The sequence below is a fragment of the Marinobacter sp. CH_CUG1437-1 genome, from assembly GCF_037029655.1.
Lineage (GTDB): Bacteria > Pseudomonadota > Gammaproteobacteria > Pseudomonadales > Oleiphilaceae > Marinobacter > Marinobacter salsuginis.
In genome coordinates, this window is sequence record NZ_JAYMEW010000002.1 from 183,495 (window position 1) to 203,300 (window position 19,806).

Below are 19,806 nucleotides of genomic sequence, written 5' to 3' on the forward strand. Positions count from 1 at the left end.
CCGGCCCAACGGAGAAAGGCATGAACCTTTACGGTATCCGCGCAATCTACAAATTCGAAATGGCCCGCATGCGCCGAACGGTTATGCAGAGCGTGCTCTCACCGGTGATTTCCACCTGCCTGTATTTCGTGGTCTTTGGCTCCGCGATCGGCTCGCGCATGGGTGATATCGACAACATCGCCTATGGGGCCTACATCATTCCAGGGCTGGTGATGCTGTCCCTGCTGATGCAGAGCATCTCCAACGCCTCGTTTGGCATCTACATGCCCAAGTTCTCCGGCACCATCTACGAAGTGCTCTCAGCACCGGTGTCCTACGTGGAAGTGGTCCTGGGATACGTTGGCGCCGCTGCCACCAAATCCGTGATCCTCGGGCTGATCATACTTGCTACGGCGAAGTTCTTTGTGGATTACGACGTACTGCACCCGTTCTGGATGTTCTCGTTCCTGGTGCTGACCTCCATCACCTTCAGCCTGTTCGGGTTCATCATCGGGATCTGGGCGGATGGCTTCGAAAAACTCCAGATTGTCCCGATGATGATCATCACCCCGCTGGTGTTCCTCGGCGGAACCTTCTACTCCATCGATATGCTGCCGGAGGTCTGGCAAACGGTTAGCCTGTTCAATCCGGTGGTTTACCTGATCAGCGGCTTCCGCTGGGCATTCTACGGCGTGTCCGACGTTCATGTCGGCATCAGCGTGGGCATGACCCTGGTGTTTCTCACCGCGTGCATGGTGGGCATCTGGTGGATCTTCAAAACCGGGTACCGGTTACGCTCGTGACAGCGACACCGCAACGCCTTCGAGGCCTGAAAGTCTGGGTCGTACTGGCGGTCAGCTCGCTGATTTACGGGTGCTCTTCAGGCATCGCAGCGCCGCAGGAAGGTCTTCCGGTTGTCGACGCCTGCTTTGTGTCCGCAGCGGGCACAGTGCCGGTAAAACTGGAAGTGGCCAATAGCTCTGAACAGCGCCGGAAGGGATTGATGGGCCGTACGTCTCTCGCTCCCGACGCCGGTATGCTGTTCGAGTACAGCGAGCCCAGGGAAGCGAGCCACGGCTTCTGGATGTACAAAACCCTGATTCCCCTGGACATTGCCTACCTCAACGAGGATGGCGTGATCGGCAGTATCCGGCAGATGGTGCCCTGCGCCTCGGCGAGCGGTGCTGGCTGCCCCACCTACCCCGCCGGCGTGTCGTTTATCCAGGCCGTTGAGATGAACGCCGGTTTTTTCCAGGAACATGGAATCCGGACCGGCGACGGGCTATTCATTGGAAACGGTAATTGCCCGACCCAGTAGGCCGGGCTGATACTCCCAGGCGATTCTAGCTGTCCTGCCACTCCGGCTTACGCTTCTCCAGGAACGCGCAGATACCTTCCTGGGCATCGTTGGCCATCATGTTGTCGGCCATTACTTTCGATGTGTACTCGTAAGCATCTTCAAGCGGCATTTCCAGCTGCCGATAGAAGGCTTCCTTGCCAATTTTCAGTGTATGGCCGGATTTGTCGGCAATGGTGCGGGCCAGCTTGTAGACCATCTCGTCCAGGTGCTGCTCATCGACAATCTGATTAACCAGCCCGATGCGTTCCGCCTTCACGGCGCCGATCATTTCGCCGGTCAGCAGCATTTCCATGGCGTGCTTGCGGGACACGTTCCGGGACAGAGCCACCATCGGTGTGGAACAGAACAGCCCGATGTTCACGCCCGGGGTGGCAAACCGCGCCGTATCCGCCGCTACCGCCAGATCACAGCTGGCCACCAGCTGACAGCCCGCGGCCGTGGCAACACCCGCTACCCGGGCAATCACCGGCCGGGGCAGATTGACGATCTGCTGCATAACCTTGCTGCACTGGTTGAACAGCGCCAGCTGGAATTCATGGCTATCAAACTGCTCCCGAACTTCCCGAAGATCGTGGCCGGCACAGAACACATTGCCATGGGCCGCGAGCACCACAACCCGGGTTTCCGTATCGGAGGCAATAATCTCCAGCTCTTCAGACAGCGCCTCCAGCATGGCCATAGACAGGCTGTTTTTCTTCTCCGGCTGGTTCAGCGTGAGCGTGGTAATGCCATTTTCGCTGTACTTGTGAACCAGTTCTGCGGTTTGTTCAGTCATGAGGACACTCCATTTTTAACGGTGCTGCACCAGGCAACCTGCAAACTTACCCTGAGTATTGCTGACTGCGTCTATACTGTCGAAGCGACTTTTGTAGGATGCTCAGTTTTCGGGGCTTTGCGGTTGTTATAGCCCTCTCCCGCCCATAGGCTGTTTGTATAAGCCAGAACGCAGAGAGGAAGAACGCATGTCGAAATCGATAATCCTCAAAGCCATCTTTGCCATCGCGGTTATTGGCGGCGCTATCTTCATTATCATTGAGGACGAACCGGCAACACCAACTGGCGACATCAATAGCATCCAGCCGCTGCCAGAGCAGGATAACCCCTGAACTGAACAACACACCTCACCAGAACAGGCGAACACACATTGCAGACAACCCGAATCAAAGGACTGACCATCGCCGCCCTCGGCGTGCTGTTTATCGTTCCGGATGCGCTGCTTGTGAAAATCACCTCCGTGGACCCGGTGGTGTTCCTGTTCTGGCGGGGCTTATTGCTGGCCCTCAGTTTCTTTGTGATCAGCTGGGCCCGTTACCGTTCCCGGCTGGTGCCTGAAATTCGCAAATGTGGCCGCAAAGGCCTGTTCTGTGCCGGTGCCTTTGCAATCAGCACCCTCGGCTTCGTAGTCGGCATGAAAAACACCGCCGCCGGCAACGTGCTGGTGATTCTCAACACCGCCCCGGTTATCGCCGCCGTGATCGCCTGGGCGGTCTGGAAAGAAACCCTGCCCCTGCGAACCTGGGTCGTCATCCTGGTATGTGTGACCGGGGCCACCTTTATGGCCGTGGGGGAGTTTGGCAAAGGCGATCCCCTGGGCCTTTTGATGGCGGTGGTTGCCGCTACGGCCCTGGCCTCCAACCTCAATGTGGCCCGCTCCAAACCCGACAGTGACATGAGCGTGATGCTCATGTTCGGGGCCCTGGTGTTGGCCGCTGTGGCCGCTCTGTTTGGCGGGGCCCAGATGCCCTCAGGCCGGGACTTTTTCTTCATTGCACTGCTCTGCCTTGTATTCCTTCCGACGGCCTGCATCCTGATCCAGATTGGCCCGCGCTACATACCCGCGGCAGAGGTCAGCCTGATGTTGCTTCTGGAGACGGTGTTCGGATCCTTCCTGGTGTGGCTGTTCCTGGGCGAGGTACCGCCAAACCTCAGCCTGGTGGGCGGTGTCATCGTATTCTCGGCTCTAGCGGTGCACGGCTGGACGGAAGTCAGCCGCTACCGAAAGGCGCGGCTATTAGTTGATTAATCCGGTTCCCGCGCGCGAAGATACGCGCTGATCAAAAACAAGGAACCGCATTCATGACCAACGTACCCAAGCTCACCGACGCACTGCTCACCCTGGAAAACCGGGTAGCCACCCTCACCCTGAACCGTCACGACCTGCGCAATGCGCTCACAGGCTCACACCTGATCGACGACATCGTGACCACCGCAGAATGGGTGAACCAGTGCGACGACGTGTCGGTACTGGTGATCACCGGGGCTGGCTCTGCCTTCAGTGCTGGTGGCAACATCCGGGACATGGCCAACCGAAGCGGTGATTTTGCCGGCGACGTGGCCGAATGCGCCGACCGCTACCGCAAGGGGATCCAGCGCATTCCCCTGGCCCTGCAGAACGTCGAAGTGCCCATCATCGCCGCCGTGAACGGCCCCGCCATTGGTGCCGGCTTCGATCTGGCCAACATGGCGGATATCCGCATTGCCTCGGAAAGTGCCAAGTTCGGCGAAACCTTCCTCAACCTCGGCATCATCCCCGGCGACGGCGGCGCCTGGTTCATGCAGCGCCTGATTGGCTATCAGCGCGCCTTTGAGCTCACACTCACCGGCCGCGTGATAGACGCCGCCGAAGCCAAAGACTTGGGTATTGTTCTGGAGGTGGTGCCAGCAGACGAATTGATGAATGCCGCAAACGCCATGGCAAGCCGCATGGCCAGCCAGCCGCCGAAAGCCACACGCCTGACCAAACGCCTGATGAAAATGGCGCCGAGGATGGAACTGAAGGATTTTCTGGATGTGTGTGCCAACTTCCAGGGCATGTGCCACAACGAGCCAGAGCACCTGGAAGCGGTGAATAAAATGCTGGAGGCGATGTCGAAGAAATAGTGGTGCTCCGGGCCGGAATCGAACCGGCACGACCTTGCGGTCGAGAGATTTTAAGTCTCTTGTGTCTACCAATTTCACCACCGGAGCATTCGGGGGGAGGTTTTGACGGGCAGAATTGTATAAGTCTGCGTGGGGTAACGCAATTCGGATTCTGCCCGCGCCCTCAGGCGGCCGGGCTGGCCTCTGCAGGCTTGGTTGCCCTGCCCTTGTAGATGTATCCGGCGATTTTCGGCGCCTTGGGGATGTAGAGGTTTTCCAGTTCCTGGATTTCGAAGCCGGCGTGTCGGATCAGGTCGGCGATGTGTCGGTTCAGATGGCAGCCGCCGGCGAGCTTTTTCCACCCTGGGGTGATGCGGTGTTGCCACTTTCGGGTGCCGTCGTCGGGGGATTCGCCGTGTTCGAGGAACAGGAGCTCGCCGCCCGGTTTGAGCACCCGCCACATTTGCTGGAGGGCTGCATGCCAGTCCGGGATCGTGCACAGGGTGAAGGTCAGAAGAACGGTATCGACAGCGTGGTCTTCCAGGGGGATTTTCTCGCCCGGCAGATCCAGCCATTCTACCTTGATGGGGGATCTTGCCAGATTCGGTTGGGCCTTGCGTCGCATGCCTTCTGAGGGCTCCAGCCCGTACACCATGTCAACGTGTTCGGAATTGTAGAATTCCATATTGATGGCCGAGCCCATGCCCACTTCCAGCACCACGCCTTTTGCATGGGGTACTACCTGGCTACGAAGCTTCATCACCTGGCCCATGGAGCATGCGCGGTCTATGATGTGGGGGAGAATCCTGTCTTCGTAAAAGCTCATCGGCAACACCATAATTGTTTTAAATCAAGGGTGCGGCAAAACGCCCTATCGAATTTGCTACCATGTTTAGTAGCATAGTAAGTATCTGCCGGTAATAACAATATAACAAACAGAGCTAAGGCAGCGGCTGAACGGGTTCGCTGGGCCCGTTTGTTATGATGTGACCGTTACCGGAGGGTTCCCATGGAACTTGATCCTCTCATTCTATCGCGAATCCAGTTCGCGTTCGTGGTGTCATTTCACGCCATCTTTCCGGTGTTTACCATCGGCCTTGCCTCCTACATTGCGGTACTCGAAGGCCTTGCCTTCAAAACCGAGAATCCTGTGTGGGTGAAGCTCTCTGCCTTCTGGACCAAGGTGTTTGCCGTGGTGTTCGGTATGGGGGTGGTGTCGGGCATCGTGATGTCGTTCCAGTTCGGAACCAACTGGAGCAATTTCGCGCAGGCCTCAGCCAACTTCCTTGGCCCTATCTTGAGTTATGAGGTGGTTACGGCGTTCTTCCTGGAGGCGGCGTTCCTCGGGGTGCTGCTCTTTGGTCGGGATAAGGTGCCGGCAGGCGTTCACCTGTTTGCCGCCATCATGGTTGCGACGGGTACCTTTATTTCTTCCTTCTGGATTCTCTCGGCCAACAGCTGGATGCAGACTCCGGCCGGCACCGAGCTGCGCGACGGCGTGTTCTATGTGACTTCCTGGAGCGAGGCGATCTTCAACCCCTCCTTCCCTTACCGCTTTGCCCATATGGCGCTGGCGTCCTTCCTCACCGGCGGCTTCGTGGTGGCCGGCGTGAGCGCCTGGTATCTCCTGCGGGGTCGCGAGGTGGAGGCCAACAAGAAAGCGCTGTCCATGTGCCTGTGGCTGTTGCTGTTCATTGCGCCTGCTCAGGCGGTGCTGGGTGATTTTCACGGCCTGAACACCCTGGAGCATCAGCCCACCAAGGTTGCGGCCATGGAAGGTAACTGGGAAACCTCCCGCAATGTGCCGTTGCTGCTGTTCGCCATTCCCGATCAGGAAAACCAGCGGAACCTTTACGAGATTGGTATTCCCAGCCTGGCCAGCTTCATTCTGACCCATGAATGGGACGGAGAGGTGCCCGGTGTGAGCGCAGTGCCGGTTGAAGAGCAGCCTCCGGTGGCGATTGTGTTCTGGTCCTTCCGGATCATGGTAGGTATTGGCCTGCTGATGATCGCCTTCGCGGTAACCGGCCTGGTTCTGCGTGCCGGCGGCAGGTACTGGCGCACCAACTGGTTCCTGCAGGGGATGCGTTTTATGAGCATTGCGCCCTTCTTTGCGGTACTCACCGGCTGGTTCGTAACAGAAGTGGGCCGCGCGCCCTGGCTGGTGTATGGCCAGATGACCCAAGCCGAGGCACTGACCCCGTCACTGACCGGCGGCATGGCGTTGTTCACGCTCATCGGCTATATCGTTGTGTACGCTCTGGTGTTTTCTGCCGGTGTCTACTACCTCATGCGTGTGTTGTATGTCGGTCTTGAAGACCGTGATGAGGACGAACACGAGGCAGATCGACCCAAGCGTCCGTTCTCCGCTGCACATGTGCCTTTCGAAATCGAACACGATTCTGACGATACTGTTGGTACTGCCAAGCCGGTCAACCAGGGAGGTCACTGATTATGGAACTGTTTGATCTGCCTCTTATCTGGGCATTCATTATCGGCTTCGGCATTATCATGTATGTGTTGATGGACGGGTTCGACCTGGGCGTGGGTATTCTCTTCCCCTTTGCACCGAACGAGGAAGCCCGCGACACCATGATGAACTCGGTGGCCCCGGTGTGGGACGGCAACGAAACCTGGCTGGTGCTCGGTGGCGCCGGTCTTCTGGCCGCCTTCCCCATGGTGTATTCCATCTTCCTGCCGGCACTCTATATCGGTGTATTCCTACTATTGGCCGGGCTGATCTTCCGTGGCGTGGCCTTTGAGTTCCGGTTCAAGGCCCGTACGTCACGTTATCTCTGGAACTGGGCGTTTGCCGGCGGCTCCACCGTTGCATCGTTTGCCCAGGGCGCCGTGGTCGGGGCCTATATCCAGGGCTTTGAAACCGCCAATGGCGTCTATGTTGGCGGCGCGCTGGACTGGCTGACGCCGTTCACCGTGCTCACGGGGCTGGGTATGCTGGCCGGCTATGCCCTGCTGGGTTCCACCTGGCTGATCATGAAAACCGAGGGGAATCTGCAGCAGTGGGCCTACAAGATCACCCTGCCCTTGCTCCTCGCGGTGTTGGTGGTCTTCGGCATCATCGGTGTCTGGACCCCCTTCGTGGATGAAATGGTGCGTGAGCGCTGGTTCTCCAACTTGAGCATTATCTGGGTCCTGCCGGTTCTGACACTGCTTTGCGCTATCCAGATTTACCGTTCGGTTCGTGATCGCAAAGACGGCATGCCGTTCGTGGCCACCATGGGCCTGTTCATCACCACCTATCTGGGCCTGGTGGTCAGCCGCTGGCCCTATGTGGTCCCGCCGGAATACACGCTTTGGGAGGCAGCCTCCGCCTATGAATCCCAGCTGTTCCTGCTGTTGGGCCTGCTGTTCGTGATTCCGATTGTGCTGGTCTACACCGCCTGGACCTATTGGGTCTTCCGCGGCAAGGTACGCGCCGGCGAGGGATATCACTAAGTGGCGGAGCCATCGGCCAATGGGGACGGAGAGAATACCTCCGCCACCGATCAGAAAGCCGTCAAAGGATGGCTTTCTGATCTGGCCCGTGGCAGTCGCCTGTTGATCCGGAGTACCGTGGCTGCCGGCACCGTTGCCGGCATTGCCACCATTATTCAGATGGTTTTGCTTGCCCGGATTATCCATCTGGGCATCATTGACGAGGTTCCGGTTGCGGACCTCACTCCTCTTTTTCTGGGTCTGATTATCGCCCTCGTTGTGCGCGCACTTGGCCAGGGCTACCAGACCCGCTTCGCCGCTCGATGCAGCGAACAGGTTCGCCGTGACGCCCGCCGGCAACTCCACAAGCACTGGCAGGCCACCGGCCCCGTTGAACTGGGCCAGTCTTCGGCTGGCGCTCTTGCCCGCGAATGGATAGATCACGTGGAAGCCCTGCATGGCTACTTCGCCCGTTTTCTGCCGCAGATGACCCTGTCGATGATTGTGCCACTGCTGATCCTCGCCCTGGTGTTCTGGCTGGATTGGCTGGCCGGCATCTTCCTGCTGCTGTCTGCACCGCTGATTCCCCTGTTCATGGCGCTGGTGGGTATGGGTGCGGAGAAACTGAACCAGCAGCATTTTGAAACCATCAGCCGACTATCCGGCCAGTTCCTGGACAAGGTACGCGGCCTGACTACGCTGCAGCTCTTCGGGCAGACCGAGGGGGCAGCCGAGCTGATTCGCAAGCGCTCGGATCATTACCGACGCATCACCATGAAAACGCTCCGGGTCGCGTTTCTGTCCTCGGCGGTTCTGGAGTTCTTTGCCTCGGTGGCCATCGCCGTTATCGCCATCTACATCGGGTTTGGTCTCCTGGGGTACATCACATACGGCCCTTCCGAAGATCTGACCCTGTTTTCCGGGCTGCTGATTCTGTTACTGGCCCCGGAGTTTTTCCAGCCGCTGCGCACTCTTTCCCAGCATTATCATGATCGTGCCGCAGCGATGGGTGCTGGTACCGAAATTCTTGAGCGGCTGGCATCCCCGGTAAACCTTCAGAGCGCGAGTGAAACCGTGTCTGTGGAGGGCGCGGAAGACCGGATCGAGCTGCGTTCCGTCAGCAAGAGCTTCCGGTCGGGTCAGAAGGTGTTGAGTGATCTCACGCTGACCATCCGCAAAGGCGAAGTGGTTGCCCTGACAGGCCCCTCCGGCGGCGGGAAATCTACCCTGCTGCATCTATTGGCCGGCTTTCTTGCACCGGATGCCGGTCAGATCCACCTGTTCGGCGAGGCACCGGGCAGTTTCCGCTTTGGCTGGCTGGGCCAGAAAGGGTTTCTGGTTCACGGCACCTGGGCCGATAACCTCAGACTGACCACTCCGGATGCCTCTGATATCGCCATCGAGACGGCCCTGCGTAATGTAGGCCTCGGTTCCCTGCTCGACAGTCGCCAGCAGGGTATTTACAGCCCGGTATCCGAGGAGGGCCAGGGGCTTTCCGGCGGCCAGGCAAGAAGGCTGAGTCTGGCGCGTATTTTCCTGGCGGATTACGACCTGATTCTGCTCGATGAATCCACTGCCGGCCTGGACAGCGACAGTGAAGTGTTTGTGCTGGAGGCCCTGCATAAACTGGCGGTGGCCGGCAAAACCCTGATTTTCTCCACCCACCACCAGGCCCTGCTGACTCTTGCCAATTGTGTATTGCTGGTCTCCGACGGGGAGGTGCGCGATGCGTGAACTGAAGCCCTGGCTGGACCTGATCTTCAAACGCCCGGGGCGCCTGGTTGTGGGCGGTTTCCTGATTTTGGCTACCCTGCTCTCCGGCATAGGTCTGTTGGCGGTATCCGGATGGTTCATTACTGAAACTGCGCTGGTGGGCCTGCTGTTGGCCGCCGGCGTGGCGGCGACCATAAACCTCTATGTACCCGGCGGCGCGATCCGGTTTTTCGCCGTTTCCCGCACGGTATTCCGGTATCTGGAGCGGGTCTACAACCACGATACCGTTCTGAGGTTGCTCACAGACATCCGTGTCGCTTTGTTCAAACGTTTGTCCCGCGCCAGTCGCGTTCGCCGTGGCGAGCTGAGCGGCGCCCAGTGGCTATCCAGGCTCACCACCGATGTGGATGCCCTGGACACCCTCTACCTGCGCCTGATCGCACCCACCGCCCTTGCGGGCCTGGTTACTCTGCTGGTGGTGGTTCTGGCTGCCTTGCTCTTCGATATCGGCACGGCATTGCTGGTGGGACTGTTGCTGGTCATTGCCCTGGTAATCGCCACTGCAGGGGTTTATCTGAGAACCTGGCGCCTGGCGGCCCGGCAAAGCGACCGGCAGGAAGACCTTCGAACGGCGGTGATCGAGCACATCGAGGGTTTCCCGGAGCTAACCGCGGCCGGACGTACCGGAAAACATGCGGCCTGGCTCATGCGCCAGGCTCATCAGGTAACTGCCGAGCAAGCCAGGGCCGATACCCGGGTAGGCTGGCATCTGGCTGGCTCCCATCTTTTCGTCAACCTTACCGCGGTTGTGGCCCTTTGGGCAGGCTTTGCCCTGTTCCAGTCAGGTTCGGTGTCCGGTCCGGTGTTGGTGTTACTGCCCATTGCCCTGCTCGGCCTGGCCGAGGTCTACGCCATGCTGCCGGATGCCTTTGGCAAGCTCGGGGCAACCGTTGCGTCTGCGGCGCGGTTGAACCGGGATTGCCGGGAGGATGACCGGAACGCCGCGCCCAGCGCCTCAGAACTGCCGCCGGGAAAAGCCCTTCTGGCGGAAGATATTGTCGTAAAACACGAGGGTTACGCGCCTTTATTTACGCACTTCAACCTTGGGATTGAGGATGGAGAGCACATCGGCATTCTCGGGCATTCGGGCAGCGGCAAATCCTCCCTGGCGGATGTGCTCGCCGGCCTGCTGCCCACCGCCAAGGGCAATCTGGCGAGGAGGGAGTGCGTTTACCTCACCCAGAAAACCGTGTTGTTTGAGGATACCCTCCGGGCCAATCTGCTGTTGGGCTCGCCCGAGGCCTCGGACACCGAACTCTGGAGCATCCTGGAGCAGATGGAATTGGCTGAACGTTTTGTCACCGAACCGGATCGCCTCGATACCTGGCTCGGCAGTGCCGGCAGCCGACTCTCCGGCGGTGAAGCGCGGCGTGTGGCCCTGGCGCGTGTGCTATTGAACCCCGCCCCGCTGGTGATAATGGATGAGCCGTTTACCGGCCTGGATGCCGATACCCGGGCACGCATTTCAAAACGGATGGAAACGCTTCTGGAAGGAAAAACCGTGGTTAGCCTGGCACACGGGTCGGATGCCCTCCCGGACACCGACCGTGTGATTTACCTCAGCGGTTAACGGGTCTCGAGTACCTCGAAAGTCAGGCCCGCCTTGCTGGTGAGACGGTCCATCAGCTTGCCATCGAGCAGCGAAGACGGCGTCCAGAACCCGCCGGGCTGATCCGCCGGAATATCGAACGCCAGACACATCCCTGCTTCACCCAACATCTTGCCGGTGGAACCGTAGCCCGGGTCCTGATCACCGGTCACCTTGGTGATAATGGTTTTGCCATCCTCTGTGCGGCCAACAAAACGAAGGTCATAGAACCCGGCCTTCTGGGCTTCCGGGCTGGGTCCTTCGCCCGGCTTGGGCACGAACTTCTCAACCAGCCAGCGGGTGGGTTTGACGGCAGAGGCCATCAGGAATGCCCCCAGACCGCCGGTGACGGCATACGCTGCCAGACGGCCCTTGGTACCACGACCGGTCATCATGGCTTCGTCGTAGGTGAACTCCTTGCCATAACGCGCGTTCTGCAGGGCGTTGGAACGATGAACCACGCGTGTGTTGATCGCTGCCATCACAAAAGGCGCGAGCCAGGCGTTGAAGGTCTTGTCGTACTCTGCACCTTTCAGGCTCGGCTGACGGGTCTTGGAGCGATGATCTGGCGGGCAGATTGAAAACGGATTGGCCATTTGTTTCCGCAGTTTCGGATCGGCCGCGGCTTCCTTTACCGCGTTCATCAGGGAGGCAACGGTCCCACCCGAGAATTCGCCTTTGGCGGTTTTCACCCGCATGCGGACATCCCGGCATGGCGCACCGAAGGTCTGCTCTGCCTGGTTCTGAAGGAACCACACGCCCATGTCGGAAGGAATCGAATCGAAGCCGCAGCAATGCACGATGCGGGCACCGGAGGACTTGGCTTCTTCCTCGTAGCGCTCCACCATCTTGCGGATCCACTGCACTTCGCCGGTCAGGTCGCAATAATCCGTGCCACTGCGCACGCACGCCTGCACCAGAGGCTCACCGTAAAGCGCGTAGGGGCCAACGGTGGAAATAATGACTCGGGCTTGCTCGCACATGGCCTTCTGGGCGGCCTCGTCGGACGCATCCGCCAGGATCACTGGCAGGTCTTTGGCTTTGGAGCCAAGCTCACCCTTCAGGGTGTTGAGCTTGCTCTCGGAGCGACCGGCAATTGCCCATTTCACCGACTGGCCCACTCCGTAGGTTTCGAGCAAGTAACGGGTGAGAATCTGGCCAACGAAACTGGTGGCTCCGAAAACCACAAGGTCATAGGCCGTTTCTGAGGATTTGGTCATTGCTCTTCCTTAGTCAAAATTATCTGGAAAGTTGATAGAGAATTAACAGAGCACTGGTTCAGGGTTCAACGAACGGCTGCGGTTGCCTTGGTGCCCATCAGGCGCATGAATACGGCCACACCCAGGCCCCAGAACCCGTTGAGGATAAGCCCGCCAACCCAGGTCTGAGCAGAGACATCGAGCCCTTTAAGAGGAAACACCACCAGCATGGCAACGGCTGTGGGACCAACTGCCCCTACAATGACATGCCCCAGCCAGAACTTCATCCCCGCAAGGCGACCGAGAATCAGCCACAGCAACATACCCCAGAGGCCACCAAAGAACGCCAGTGATACAACCTGCGGAACGCCCAGCGGTGGCACCGGTGACATGTTGAACGGCGCTGCGGGCACAACACCGCCCAGCCAGAACAGTGCGAACAGGCCCTGATGGAATACCAGGGTCGCGAGAAAACCACTTGCAAACGCCTTGAACCAAACCATGAACAATCCTCTGTTGGTGTGAATAGGTGGCCTTAACTCGTTGATTCTGCGTAGCTCATCCTACAACTGCAACCGATATTAGCAGTTTTGAGCGCTCGTTCTACTTTCCCCGCCGCGCTATTGGATCCGTCGTCACGGCCAATCGTTTGTCATACTTCATGGGGCACACTGCAACACAGTGCACGACACGATTTCCGGAGGTTCGAATTGATCACCTTTTTGATGGTACTGAGCATCTTGCTTGTGCTGTTCAGCGCTTTCGTCTGCTGGCAGGTTCTTGAACAGCGCAAAGTGATCGCACAGATGATGGAGAATGACGACATCGCAGATTCCGAGCAGCAGCCGGAAATGGTTATTACGCTACGGGTACTGGATCCGATTGCCCTGGCCAAACGGGAATCACGCTCTGCCCGCGTGCTTGCGGACAAACTCCCCGTGATGGTCCGCAAAATGGTGTACCAGGAAGTGTTAAAAGAACTAGAGAACGAAATGGCAGAGCGTGAAATCGAGGTCGACATGCAGCTCGAGTATCGATGATTTGGGTAGTCACTCCGGTTGATGGAAGCGCATTAACATGATCACCACCGCGATCGTATCTTTTCTCCTGCTACTGGCCTTCATGGGCTTCGGCATCGCCTATTGGCAGCTCCTGCTGTGCCGCCGTGAAGCCCGGATTCTCAATTCTCATCGGGTGGCGGCACACAGCGCCCTACAGAAAAGCAGAATGGATCTTCTGGAAGTACGGAACCGTGCCCGCCTGCTGGAAGATTCCGTCTCAGGCGGTGCCAGCGCAGTGGAGAAAGTTCACAAGGCGATTTCCAACACCACGTTCGGGCTGATTGATCTTTTCTCGAAAGATGAAGAATTCCGGCAGACGGCCCGAAAAGCGCGAGCCACCCATGACCAGACCAGTCAGCAGATCTACCGAACGGTGCGCACCACCAACAAAGCGCTGCACATCCTTGCCGATACCCTGATCATCGGCAAGGCCGAAAAGCGGCTGGCGTCCCGCAAGCGTGACAAGGGCCAAGGTTCCGACGATCAATAGCTTTTGGGAGGTTAGCTCTTTTCCCAGGATTTGAGCACCACGTCGACGGTCACCTCCAGTGAGTCAAGCGCCGCTGCCTTCTCAAGTCCCTCGGCGCTGGCCCGGTACAGATGCGGTGTCATGGCCAGAAGATCGGCAATACTTTCCTGATCCGGGAGTGTCACGGAGAAACGCACGACGGTAGAGTCCAGTTGTCGGAAGCCCTCCGGTGCTGCGCTGTCGGTCTTTCCAGGCGATTTCAGCTCGGGATAGATGATTTCTCGCAGCTCCCGAAGATGATCGGCACCGGCATCCACCTGGATCACCTGCCCACCGGGCTTAAGCACACGGGCAAATTCGCCATAGACCGGAAAACCAAACAGGCAAAGCACCAGATCCAGTGATTCCGGCAGAACCGGCAGGTTTGCATTGCTGCCCACTACCCATCGGGTCTGTTTATCCTGTTTTGCCGCTGCGAGGACCGCCCATTTCGAAATATCGACACCAATCATCGCAAGGTCTTTATCGCCAGCCTTGCCTGCCAGGTGCCGTAGGTAATAGCCTTCTCCTGAACCGGCGTCCAGCACCGACCCCTTCCCCTCATCGGGCAGCGACTGCAGCGCCCGATCGCTAACCGACTCGGCGATCCTTGCGTAGAAGCCGGCATTCAGGAACCGTTGTCTGGCCGCCACCATCGCCTTGCTGTCGCCCGGGTCCAGGGTACGTTTCTTCTGGACCGGCAACAGGTGCACGTAGCACTGCCGGGCGACATCAAAACTGTGCCCGTTCTCGCACCGCCAGGACGTTCCGCTGGCGGTGAGCGCGCACCCGTCCAACGGGCAGCCTAAAGCATCAAAGGGTGTGGTGGTCATGGTGTTTGAATCCGGTTCAACAGTCGGGCCGGGTATCATGGCAGGTATTGGGGTTTCACCCAACGCAAAAAGGCACCCGAAGGTGCCTTTCTGGATGAAGAACCGAAAGTTACAGAACTTTCTTCAGCTCTTCTTCAAGCTGCGGAACCGCTTCAAACAGGTCCGCTACCAGGCCGTAATCGGCAACCTGGAAGATCGGCGCTTCTTCATCCTTGTTGATCGCAACGATCACCTTGGAATCAGACATACCGGCCAGGTGCTGAATGGCACCGGAAATGCCCACGGCGATATAGAGCTGCGGAGCAACAATCTTACCGGTCTGGCCAACCTGCATGTCGTTCGGTACGAAGCCGGCGTCAACAGCAGCACGGGATGCGCCAACAGCGGCACCCATCAGATCGGCAACCTGCTCAAGCATCTTGAAGTTGTCGCCGTTTTGCATGCCGCGACCACCGGAAACCACGATACCGGCGCTTGCCAGATCAGGACGGTCAGACTTGGCCAGCTCTTCGCTAACGAACTGGGACAGGCCAGCGTCTTTTACAACGTCCAGCTGTTCAACGGCAGCGGAGCCACCTTCAGCAGCAACCGGGTCGAACGCGGTCGGACGAACAGTAACGACTTTGATGCTGTCACTGGATTTTACAGTGGCAATGGCGTTACCAGCGTAGATCGGGCGAACGAAGGTATCTTCGGACTCCACGCGCATGATGTCGGAAACCTGGGCAACGTCCAGCAGTGCAGCAACACGTGGCATGAAGTCTTTGCCCACGGTGCCAGCGGCGGCCAGGATGTGGCTGTAGCCCTTGCCAACTTCGGCAACCAGCTCACCCAGGTTCTCGCCCAGGAAGTGACCATAAGCAGCGTTGTCGGCAACCAGTACCTTGTTAACGCCTTCGGCCTTGGCAGCTGCTTCAGCAACGGCACCACAGTTCTCACCGGCAACCAGTACGTCGATGTCTCCGCCGATGGCCTTGGCAGCCGCTACAACATTCAGGGTAGCCTGTTTCAGGCTGCTGTTGTCATGTTCAGCAATTACAAGGATGCTCATTTAGATCACCTTCGCTTCGTTCTTCAGTTTATCGACCAGCTCGGCAACGTCGGCCACTTTCACACCCGCCTGACGGGAAGCAGGCGCTTCTACCTTCAGGGTGGAAAGGCGCGGAGCGATGTCGACACCCAGATCGGCCGGGCTCATGTTGTCCAGCGGCTTCTTCTTGGCCTTCATGATGTTCGGCAGAGAAGCATAGCGCGGCTCGTTCAGACGCAGGTCGGTGGTGACAACCGCAGGCAGATTCAGGGAAACGGTCATCAGACCACCGTCTACCTCACGGGTTACGTTAACCTTGTCACCCTCAACAACCACTTCAGAAGCGAAAGTGCCCTGACCCATGCCGGTCAGCGCGGCCAGCATCTGGCCAGTCTGGTTGTTATCGGAATCGATGGACTGCTTGCCAAGAATGACCAGCTTCGGCTCTTCTTTCTCAACAACAGCCTTCAGCAGCTTGGCCGCTTCGAGAGACTGAACCTCCTCGTCGGTTTCGACGTGGATGCCACGGTCTGCACCCAGCGCCAGCGCAGTACGGATCTGCTCCTGAGAGGCTTTCGGACCGATGGATACCACCACGATTTCACTGGCAACACCCTTCTCCTTCAGGCGAACGGCTTCTTCTACCGCGATTTCGCAGAACGGGTTCATTGCCATCTTGACGTTGGCGAGGTCAACACCGGTGTTGTCCGGCTTGACGCGCACCTTTACGTTGTAGTCGATTACTCGTTTTACAGCGACCAGAACCTTCATAGATTCCTCGTTCTTCTACGATGGGTTTATGACTTGCAGTCCTCGCGCAGAGCCTGCCGACATTCAATGCGCATTAATGATGGAGGCAACACTCGGCAGAATCAATAGCCTCAAACGACGCGCCAGGACTGAACTTTCAGCCAATTCCCCGGTATTGACCGGGAACGGCAATGAGACGATACTAGATTTCGACTCAAAACACACGATGTTTCAGTGTGCTCTTACAATGCCAAAGGTCAGAGTGAATTTCAAACAAACGTTTGTTTGATTCTTCAAATACGGTATCCTTTTGGTTATGCAAGTCGGGACAAACGGCTTGGGGCGGTCGTCTATACGCAGTTTTACCGGTATGATGGCGGCCCAGAATAATTGGCCTGCGGGCACATAATTTCCATTAAAGATGTTTGAGGAGACCAACGTGGAACGCGAATCGATGGAATTTGATGTTCTGATCGTCGGCGGCGGCCCGGCGGGCCTGTCTGCAGCGTGCCGTGTCATGCAGTTGGCACAGGAATCCGGCGAGGAACTCACCGTATGTGTGGTAGAGAAAGGTTCTGAGATCGGCGCGCACATTCTGGCCGGTACCGTATTCGAGCCCACTGCCCTCAACGAACTCTTCCCGGACTGGAAAGAGAAAGGCGCTCCGCTGAACACGCCCGTTACCCGTGACGACATTTTCCTGCTGAAAAACCAGGATAGCGCCACCAAGATCCCCAATGCCTTTGTGCCCAAGAACATGCACAACCATGGCAACTACATCATCAGCCTGGGCAACCTGTGCCGCTGGCTGGCCGAACAGGCCGAGCAGCTTGGCGTTGAGGTCTATCCGGGCTTTGCGGCCGCCGAGACCATCGTTGAGGATGGCCAGGTAAAAGGTATTATCACCGGCGATATGGGCGTGGCCCGCGACGGTTCCGAGAAAGACGGCTACATGCCGGGCATGGAACTGCGCGCCAAGTACACCCTCTTCACCGAAGGCTGCCGTGGCCACCTGGGCAAGCGCCTGATCAACGACTTCAAGCTGGATGAAGGCAAGGATCCCCAGCACTACGGCATCGGCATCAAGGAGCTGTGGGACATCGATCCGGCCAAACACGAGCCAGGCCTGGTCGTCCATACCACCGGTTGGCCGCTCAACGAGACCGGCTCCACCGGCGGTTCTTTCCTGTATCACCTGGAGAACGGCCAGGTTTACGTGGGCCTGATTACCGATCTGTCCTACAGCAACCCGCATCTGAGCCCATTCGAAGAGTTCCAGCGCCTGAAGCTGCACCCGGAGATCAAGAAGCACCTGGAAGGTGGCAAGCGGGTGTCTTACGGTGCGCGCGCCATCGCCAAGGGCGGCTACAATGCCCTGCCGAAAATGAGCTTCCCGGGCGGCCTGCTGCTAGGTTGCGACGCCGGCACCCTGAACAGCTCCAAGATCAAGGGCTCCCACACCGCCATGAAGTCCGGCCTGTTGGGCGCCGAAGCGGTCTTCGAGGCCCTTAAGGAAGGCAAGAGCGGTGAGGAAATCACCAGCTTCCAGAAGCGCTTCGAGGATAGCTGGCTGTACAAGGAACTCTACGCCGAGCGTAACTTCGGCCCGGCCATGCACAAGTTCGGCAACGTGGTGGGCGGCGCCATTGCCTTCTTCGAGCAGAACATCCTGCGTGGCAGCCTGCCGATCACCTTCCACGATACCACTCCGGACTACGCCACCCTGAAGCCGGCGTCCGAGTGCAAGAAGGTGACTTATCCCAAGCCGGATAACACGCTGACCTTTGACCGCCTGTCCTCGGTGTTTATCTCCAACACCAACCACGAGGAAGACCAGCCGGTACACCTGAAGCTGACGGATCCGGAGCTGCCGATTCGTGACAACCTGCCGAAATACGACGAGCCTGCGCAGCGTTACTGCCCGGCCGGCGTGTACGAAGTGGTCGAGAAAGACGACGGCAGCGGCAAGCGTTTCCAGATCAACGCCCAGAACTGTGTTCACTGCAAGACCTGCGATATCAAGGATCCTGCCCAGAACATCAACTGGGTGACTCCGGAAGGGGGCGGTGGCCCGAACTATCCGAACATGTAAGTTCGGTTCCCCGTAAAAAAAAGCGGCCCTTTTGGGCCGTTTTTTATTTTCGGACATAAAAAAACGGCTCCCTGAGGAGCCGTTTTTCGTTGCGCTTCTGAAAAGCTTAGTGAGCGTGACCGTGCTCTTGCTCTTCGTCAGTCGCGTCGCGAGCTTCTACCACTTCTACGTCGAAATGCAGAGTCTGCCCCGCGAGCGGATGGTTGGCGTCGATGGTGACGGTTTCGTCGCCAACTTCAACCACGCGAACAACCTGGGGGCCGCCCGGGGTCTGCGCCTGGAACTGCATGCCCGGCTCGATGGTGTCGACGCCTTCAAATGCAGAACGTGGAACCGGCTGGATCAGTTCTTCGTTTACTTCGCCGTAGCCTTCTGCAGGTTCTACAGAAACCTTAACCTGATCGCCTGCGTTCTTTTCGTTCAGTGCACTTTCCAGTCCACCGATAATGTTCTGTGCACCTTCCAGGTAAGACAGAGGCTCGCGACCTTCTACACGGGAGGAATCAAGCTGCTCTCCCTGATCGTTGGTGAGCGTGTAATGGATGGTGACAACACGAGGTTGGGCCATGTGATCTCCTTGCGTGTCCGCAATGACTGTTTAATTGATTTAGGCAATCGAAAGTGATCGTGAACAGCCAGACTGAACAGAGGGACTAACGACCACCGGGCCTCGTTAGAGAGCCAGGCTCATAACAAGTATGAAAACACAGTTTAACAACTGAGTTGATGCGTTTTCTACCGTAATTCTGGGGCCGCGGTACGGGTTTTCAACCACCCTGCCCGATTTTATAGAAAATTCCGTGGCTAAAGACGCCGAGGGTCGGATGACCACCCTCGTTTCGCTCGACCACATGGTCAGCCAGATCATAATAGGCAGCCGTGACCAGGCGTGCGTCGACGCCATGGCGAACCTTCACAACCGGGCGAGGCTCGTCGGAGCCCGGATAGGTTCCCACTTCCAGCGGGTGGTTCTGGCCGATCTCCAGGGTTTCGCCCACATTGGTAGTTAATGAGATGACCTGCCGGTCGCCCTCTCCGGTTACCTGGAGCGAGTGCGCCAGAAGCGGTGCATCCTCAACCTGGATTCGCCACTTCTCGACCGGGGTTACCAGGTAGTACTCGCCATCTTCTTCCTTGCGGAGAATGGTGGAGAAGAGACGCACGATGGCTTCCCGCGCCAATGGCTCACCCTTGAATATCCACTGGCCATCACGGGTGATGCGCAGGTCCATATCGCCCGAGAGCTCGGGGTTCCACTTATCCAGGGGCGGGTTTCCGGCATTCTTCACGGTTTCCTCCACCTGTTTTGCAAGATTATCCGGATTCATGCTCATAACCG

General features: G+C 58.1%; 21 protein-coding genes and 1 tRNA gene. 12 read left to right on the forward strand and 10 right to left on the reverse strand.

All coding sequences use genetic code 11. From position 1 onward, the window contains the following. The first annotated feature begins 20 nt into the window (after positions 1–20). Both WA411_RS06225 and WA411_RS06230 read left to right on the forward strand, forming a co-directional pair. Entirely contained in the window at positions 21–782 is a 762-nt protein-coding gene (locus tag WA411_RS06225) for an ABC transporter permease (protein WP_136632317.1), read from the forward strand. Continuing rightward, positions 779–1,297 (forward strand): DUF192 domain-containing protein, encoded by a 519-nt coding sequence (locus WA411_RS06230; RefSeq protein ID WP_291909015.1) that lies wholly within the window; start codon positions 779–781, stop codon positions 1,295–1,297. Before WA411_RS06225 ends, WA411_RS06230 begins: the two co-directional genes overlap by 4 nt. Before the next feature lie 25 nt (positions 1,298–1,322). On the opposite strand, the gene WA411_RS06235 is transcribed toward WA411_RS06230, so the two are convergent. Beyond that, a complete protein-coding gene (locus tag WA411_RS06235) occupies positions 1,323–2,114 on the reverse strand; it encodes an enoyl-CoA hydratase (protein ID WP_069183615.1) in 792 nt (263 codons plus the stop codon). Positions 2,115–2,301: 187 nt separating this feature from the next. Between WA411_RS06235 and WA411_RS06240 the strand changes: the two genes are divergently transcribed. From WA411_RS06240 to WA411_RS06250, 3 genes are read left to right on the forward strand one after another with little or no spacing between them, the layout of a single operon-like run. Beyond that, positions 2,302–2,445: a hypothetical protein gene (locus WA411_RS06240; RefSeq protein WP_167352695.1), complete on the forward strand. Its 144-nt coding sequence runs from the start codon at positions 2,302–2,304 to the stop codon at positions 2,443–2,445. 38 nt (positions 2,446–2,483) lie between these two features. After that, positions 2,484–3,362 (forward strand): DMT family transporter, encoded by an 879-nt coding sequence (locus WA411_RS06245; RefSeq protein WP_153633465.1) that lies wholly within the window; start codon positions 2,484–2,486, stop codon positions 3,360–3,362. A 53-nt stretch (positions 3,363–3,415) separates the two neighbouring features. Further along, complete coding sequence (locus WA411_RS06250; RefSeq protein ID WP_291909008.1) at positions 3,416–4,219, forward strand: enoyl-CoA hydratase-related protein; 804 nt, start codon at positions 3,416–3,418, stop codon at positions 4,217–4,219. Here the strand turns inward: WA411_RS06250 and WA411_RS06255 are convergent. Together WA411_RS06255 and WA411_RS06260 are read right to left on the reverse strand one after the other, a co-directional pair. Then, positions 4,220–4,306 (reverse strand) — tRNA-Leu (locus WA411_RS06255). A gap of 76 nt (positions 4,307–4,382) precedes the next feature. Continuing rightward, positions 4,383–5,024 carry a class I SAM-dependent methyltransferase gene (locus WA411_RS06260; protein WP_291909005.1) on the reverse strand — a complete coding sequence of 214 codons (642 nt, stop codon included), beginning with the start codon at positions 5,022–5,024 and terminating at the stop codon, positions 4,383–4,385. 183 nt (positions 5,025–5,207) lie between these two features. On the opposite strand from WA411_RS06260, the gene WA411_RS06265 reads away from it, so the two are divergent. Genes WA411_RS06265 through cydC form a run of 4 tightly spaced genes read left to right on the forward strand, consistent with a single transcriptional unit; the run spans position 5,208 to position 10,976 of the window. Then, on the forward strand, positions 5,208–6,650 hold the full coding sequence (locus WA411_RS06265) for a cytochrome ubiquinol oxidase subunit I (protein WP_291909003.1): 1,443 nt from the start codon (positions 5,208–5,210) through the stop codon (positions 6,648–6,650). A 2-nt stretch (positions 6,651–6,652) separates the two neighbouring features. Then, positions 6,653–7,654, forward strand: coding sequence for a cytochrome d ubiquinol oxidase subunit II (gene cydB, locus WA411_RS06270; protein WP_069183608.1), 1,002 nt, complete (start codon positions 6,653–6,655; stop codon positions 7,652–7,654). Further along, the gene (gene cydD, locus WA411_RS06275) at positions 7,655–9,367 is read left to right on the forward strand and encodes a thiol reductant ABC exporter subunit CydD (protein ID WP_291908999.1); all 1,713 of its coding nucleotides are present in this window, start codon (positions 7,655–7,657) and stop codon (positions 9,365–9,367) included. Beyond that, the gene (gene cydC, locus WA411_RS06280; RefSeq protein ID WP_291908996.1) at positions 9,360–10,976 is read left to right on the forward strand and encodes a thiol reductant ABC exporter subunit CydC; all 1,617 of its coding nucleotides are present in this window, start codon (positions 9,360–9,362) and stop codon (positions 10,974–10,976) included. The genes cydD and cydC overlap by 8 nt, the downstream gene beginning before the upstream one ends. Here the strand turns inward: cydC and WA411_RS06285 are convergent. Together WA411_RS06285 and WA411_RS06290 are read right to left on the reverse strand one after the other, a co-directional pair. Then, a complete protein-coding gene (locus WA411_RS06285; RefSeq protein WP_291908993.1) occupies positions 10,973–12,214 on the reverse strand; it encodes a saccharopine dehydrogenase family protein in 1,242 nt (413 codons plus the stop codon). The two genes, cydC and WA411_RS06285, sit on opposite strands and share 4 nt — an antisense overlap. Before the next feature lie 65 nt (positions 12,215–12,279). Beyond that, a complete protein-coding gene (locus WA411_RS06290) occupies positions 12,280–12,696 on the reverse strand; it encodes a hypothetical protein (RefSeq protein WP_136632219.1) in 417 nt (138 codons plus the stop codon). Positions 12,697–12,903: 207 nt separating this feature from the next. Here WA411_RS06290 and WA411_RS06295 point away from each other — a divergent pair, with 207 nt between their 5' ends. Both WA411_RS06295 and WA411_RS06300 read left to right on the forward strand, forming a co-directional pair. Next, positions 12,904–13,233, forward strand: a complete 330-nt coding sequence (locus tag WA411_RS06295) for a hypothetical protein (RefSeq protein ID WP_141697202.1) — start codon at positions 12,904–12,906, stop codon at positions 13,231–13,233. Between the two features lie 37 nt (positions 13,234–13,270). After that, on the forward strand, positions 13,271–13,744 hold the full coding sequence (locus WA411_RS06300) for a hypothetical protein (RefSeq protein WP_209397301.1): 474 nt from the start codon (positions 13,271–13,273) through the stop codon (positions 13,742–13,744). An 11-nt stretch (positions 13,745–13,755) separates the two neighbouring features. Here WA411_RS06300 and WA411_RS06305 read toward each other — a convergent pair whose 3' ends face one another. The 3 genes from WA411_RS06305 to WA411_RS06315 all read right to left on the reverse strand — a co-directional run bounded on the left by WA411_RS06305 (position 13,756) and on the right by WA411_RS06315 (position 16,396). Beyond that, positions 13,756–14,595: a putative RNA methyltransferase gene (locus tag WA411_RS06305; RefSeq protein ID WP_291908985.1), complete on the reverse strand. Its 840-nt coding sequence runs from the start codon at positions 14,593–14,595 to the stop codon at positions 13,756–13,758. A 109-nt stretch (positions 14,596–14,704) separates the two neighbouring features. After that, entirely contained in the window at positions 14,705–15,646 is a 942-nt protein-coding gene (locus WA411_RS06310) for an electron transfer flavoprotein subunit alpha/FixB family protein (protein WP_069183602.1), read from the reverse strand. Further along, positions 15,647–16,396: an electron transfer flavoprotein subunit beta/FixA family protein gene (locus tag WA411_RS06315; RefSeq protein WP_069183601.1), complete on the reverse strand. Its 750-nt coding sequence runs from the start codon at positions 16,394–16,396 to the stop codon at positions 15,647–15,649. A 418-nt stretch (positions 16,397–16,814) separates the two neighbouring features. On the opposite strand from WA411_RS06315, the gene WA411_RS06320 reads away from it, so the two are divergent. After that, a complete protein-coding gene (locus WA411_RS06320) occupies positions 16,815–18,467 on the forward strand; it encodes an electron transfer flavoprotein-ubiquinone oxidoreductase (protein WP_069183712.1) in 1,653 nt (550 codons plus the stop codon). 106 nt (positions 18,468–18,573) lie between these two features. Here WA411_RS06320 and WA411_RS06325 read toward each other — a convergent pair whose 3' ends face one another. Both WA411_RS06325 and WA411_RS06330 read right to left on the reverse strand, forming a co-directional pair. Then, positions 18,574–19,035, reverse strand: coding sequence for an FKBP-type peptidyl-prolyl cis-trans isomerase (locus WA411_RS06325; RefSeq protein WP_008171631.1), 462 nt, complete (start codon positions 19,033–19,035; stop codon positions 18,574–18,576). A 199-nt stretch (positions 19,036–19,234) separates the two neighbouring features. Next, positions 19,235–19,801 carry a DUF1285 domain-containing protein gene (locus WA411_RS06330; RefSeq protein WP_291908973.1) on the reverse strand — a complete coding sequence of 189 codons (567 nt, stop codon included), beginning with the start codon at positions 19,799–19,801 and terminating at the stop codon, positions 19,235–19,237. Positions 19,802–19,806 lie beyond the last annotated feature (5 nt).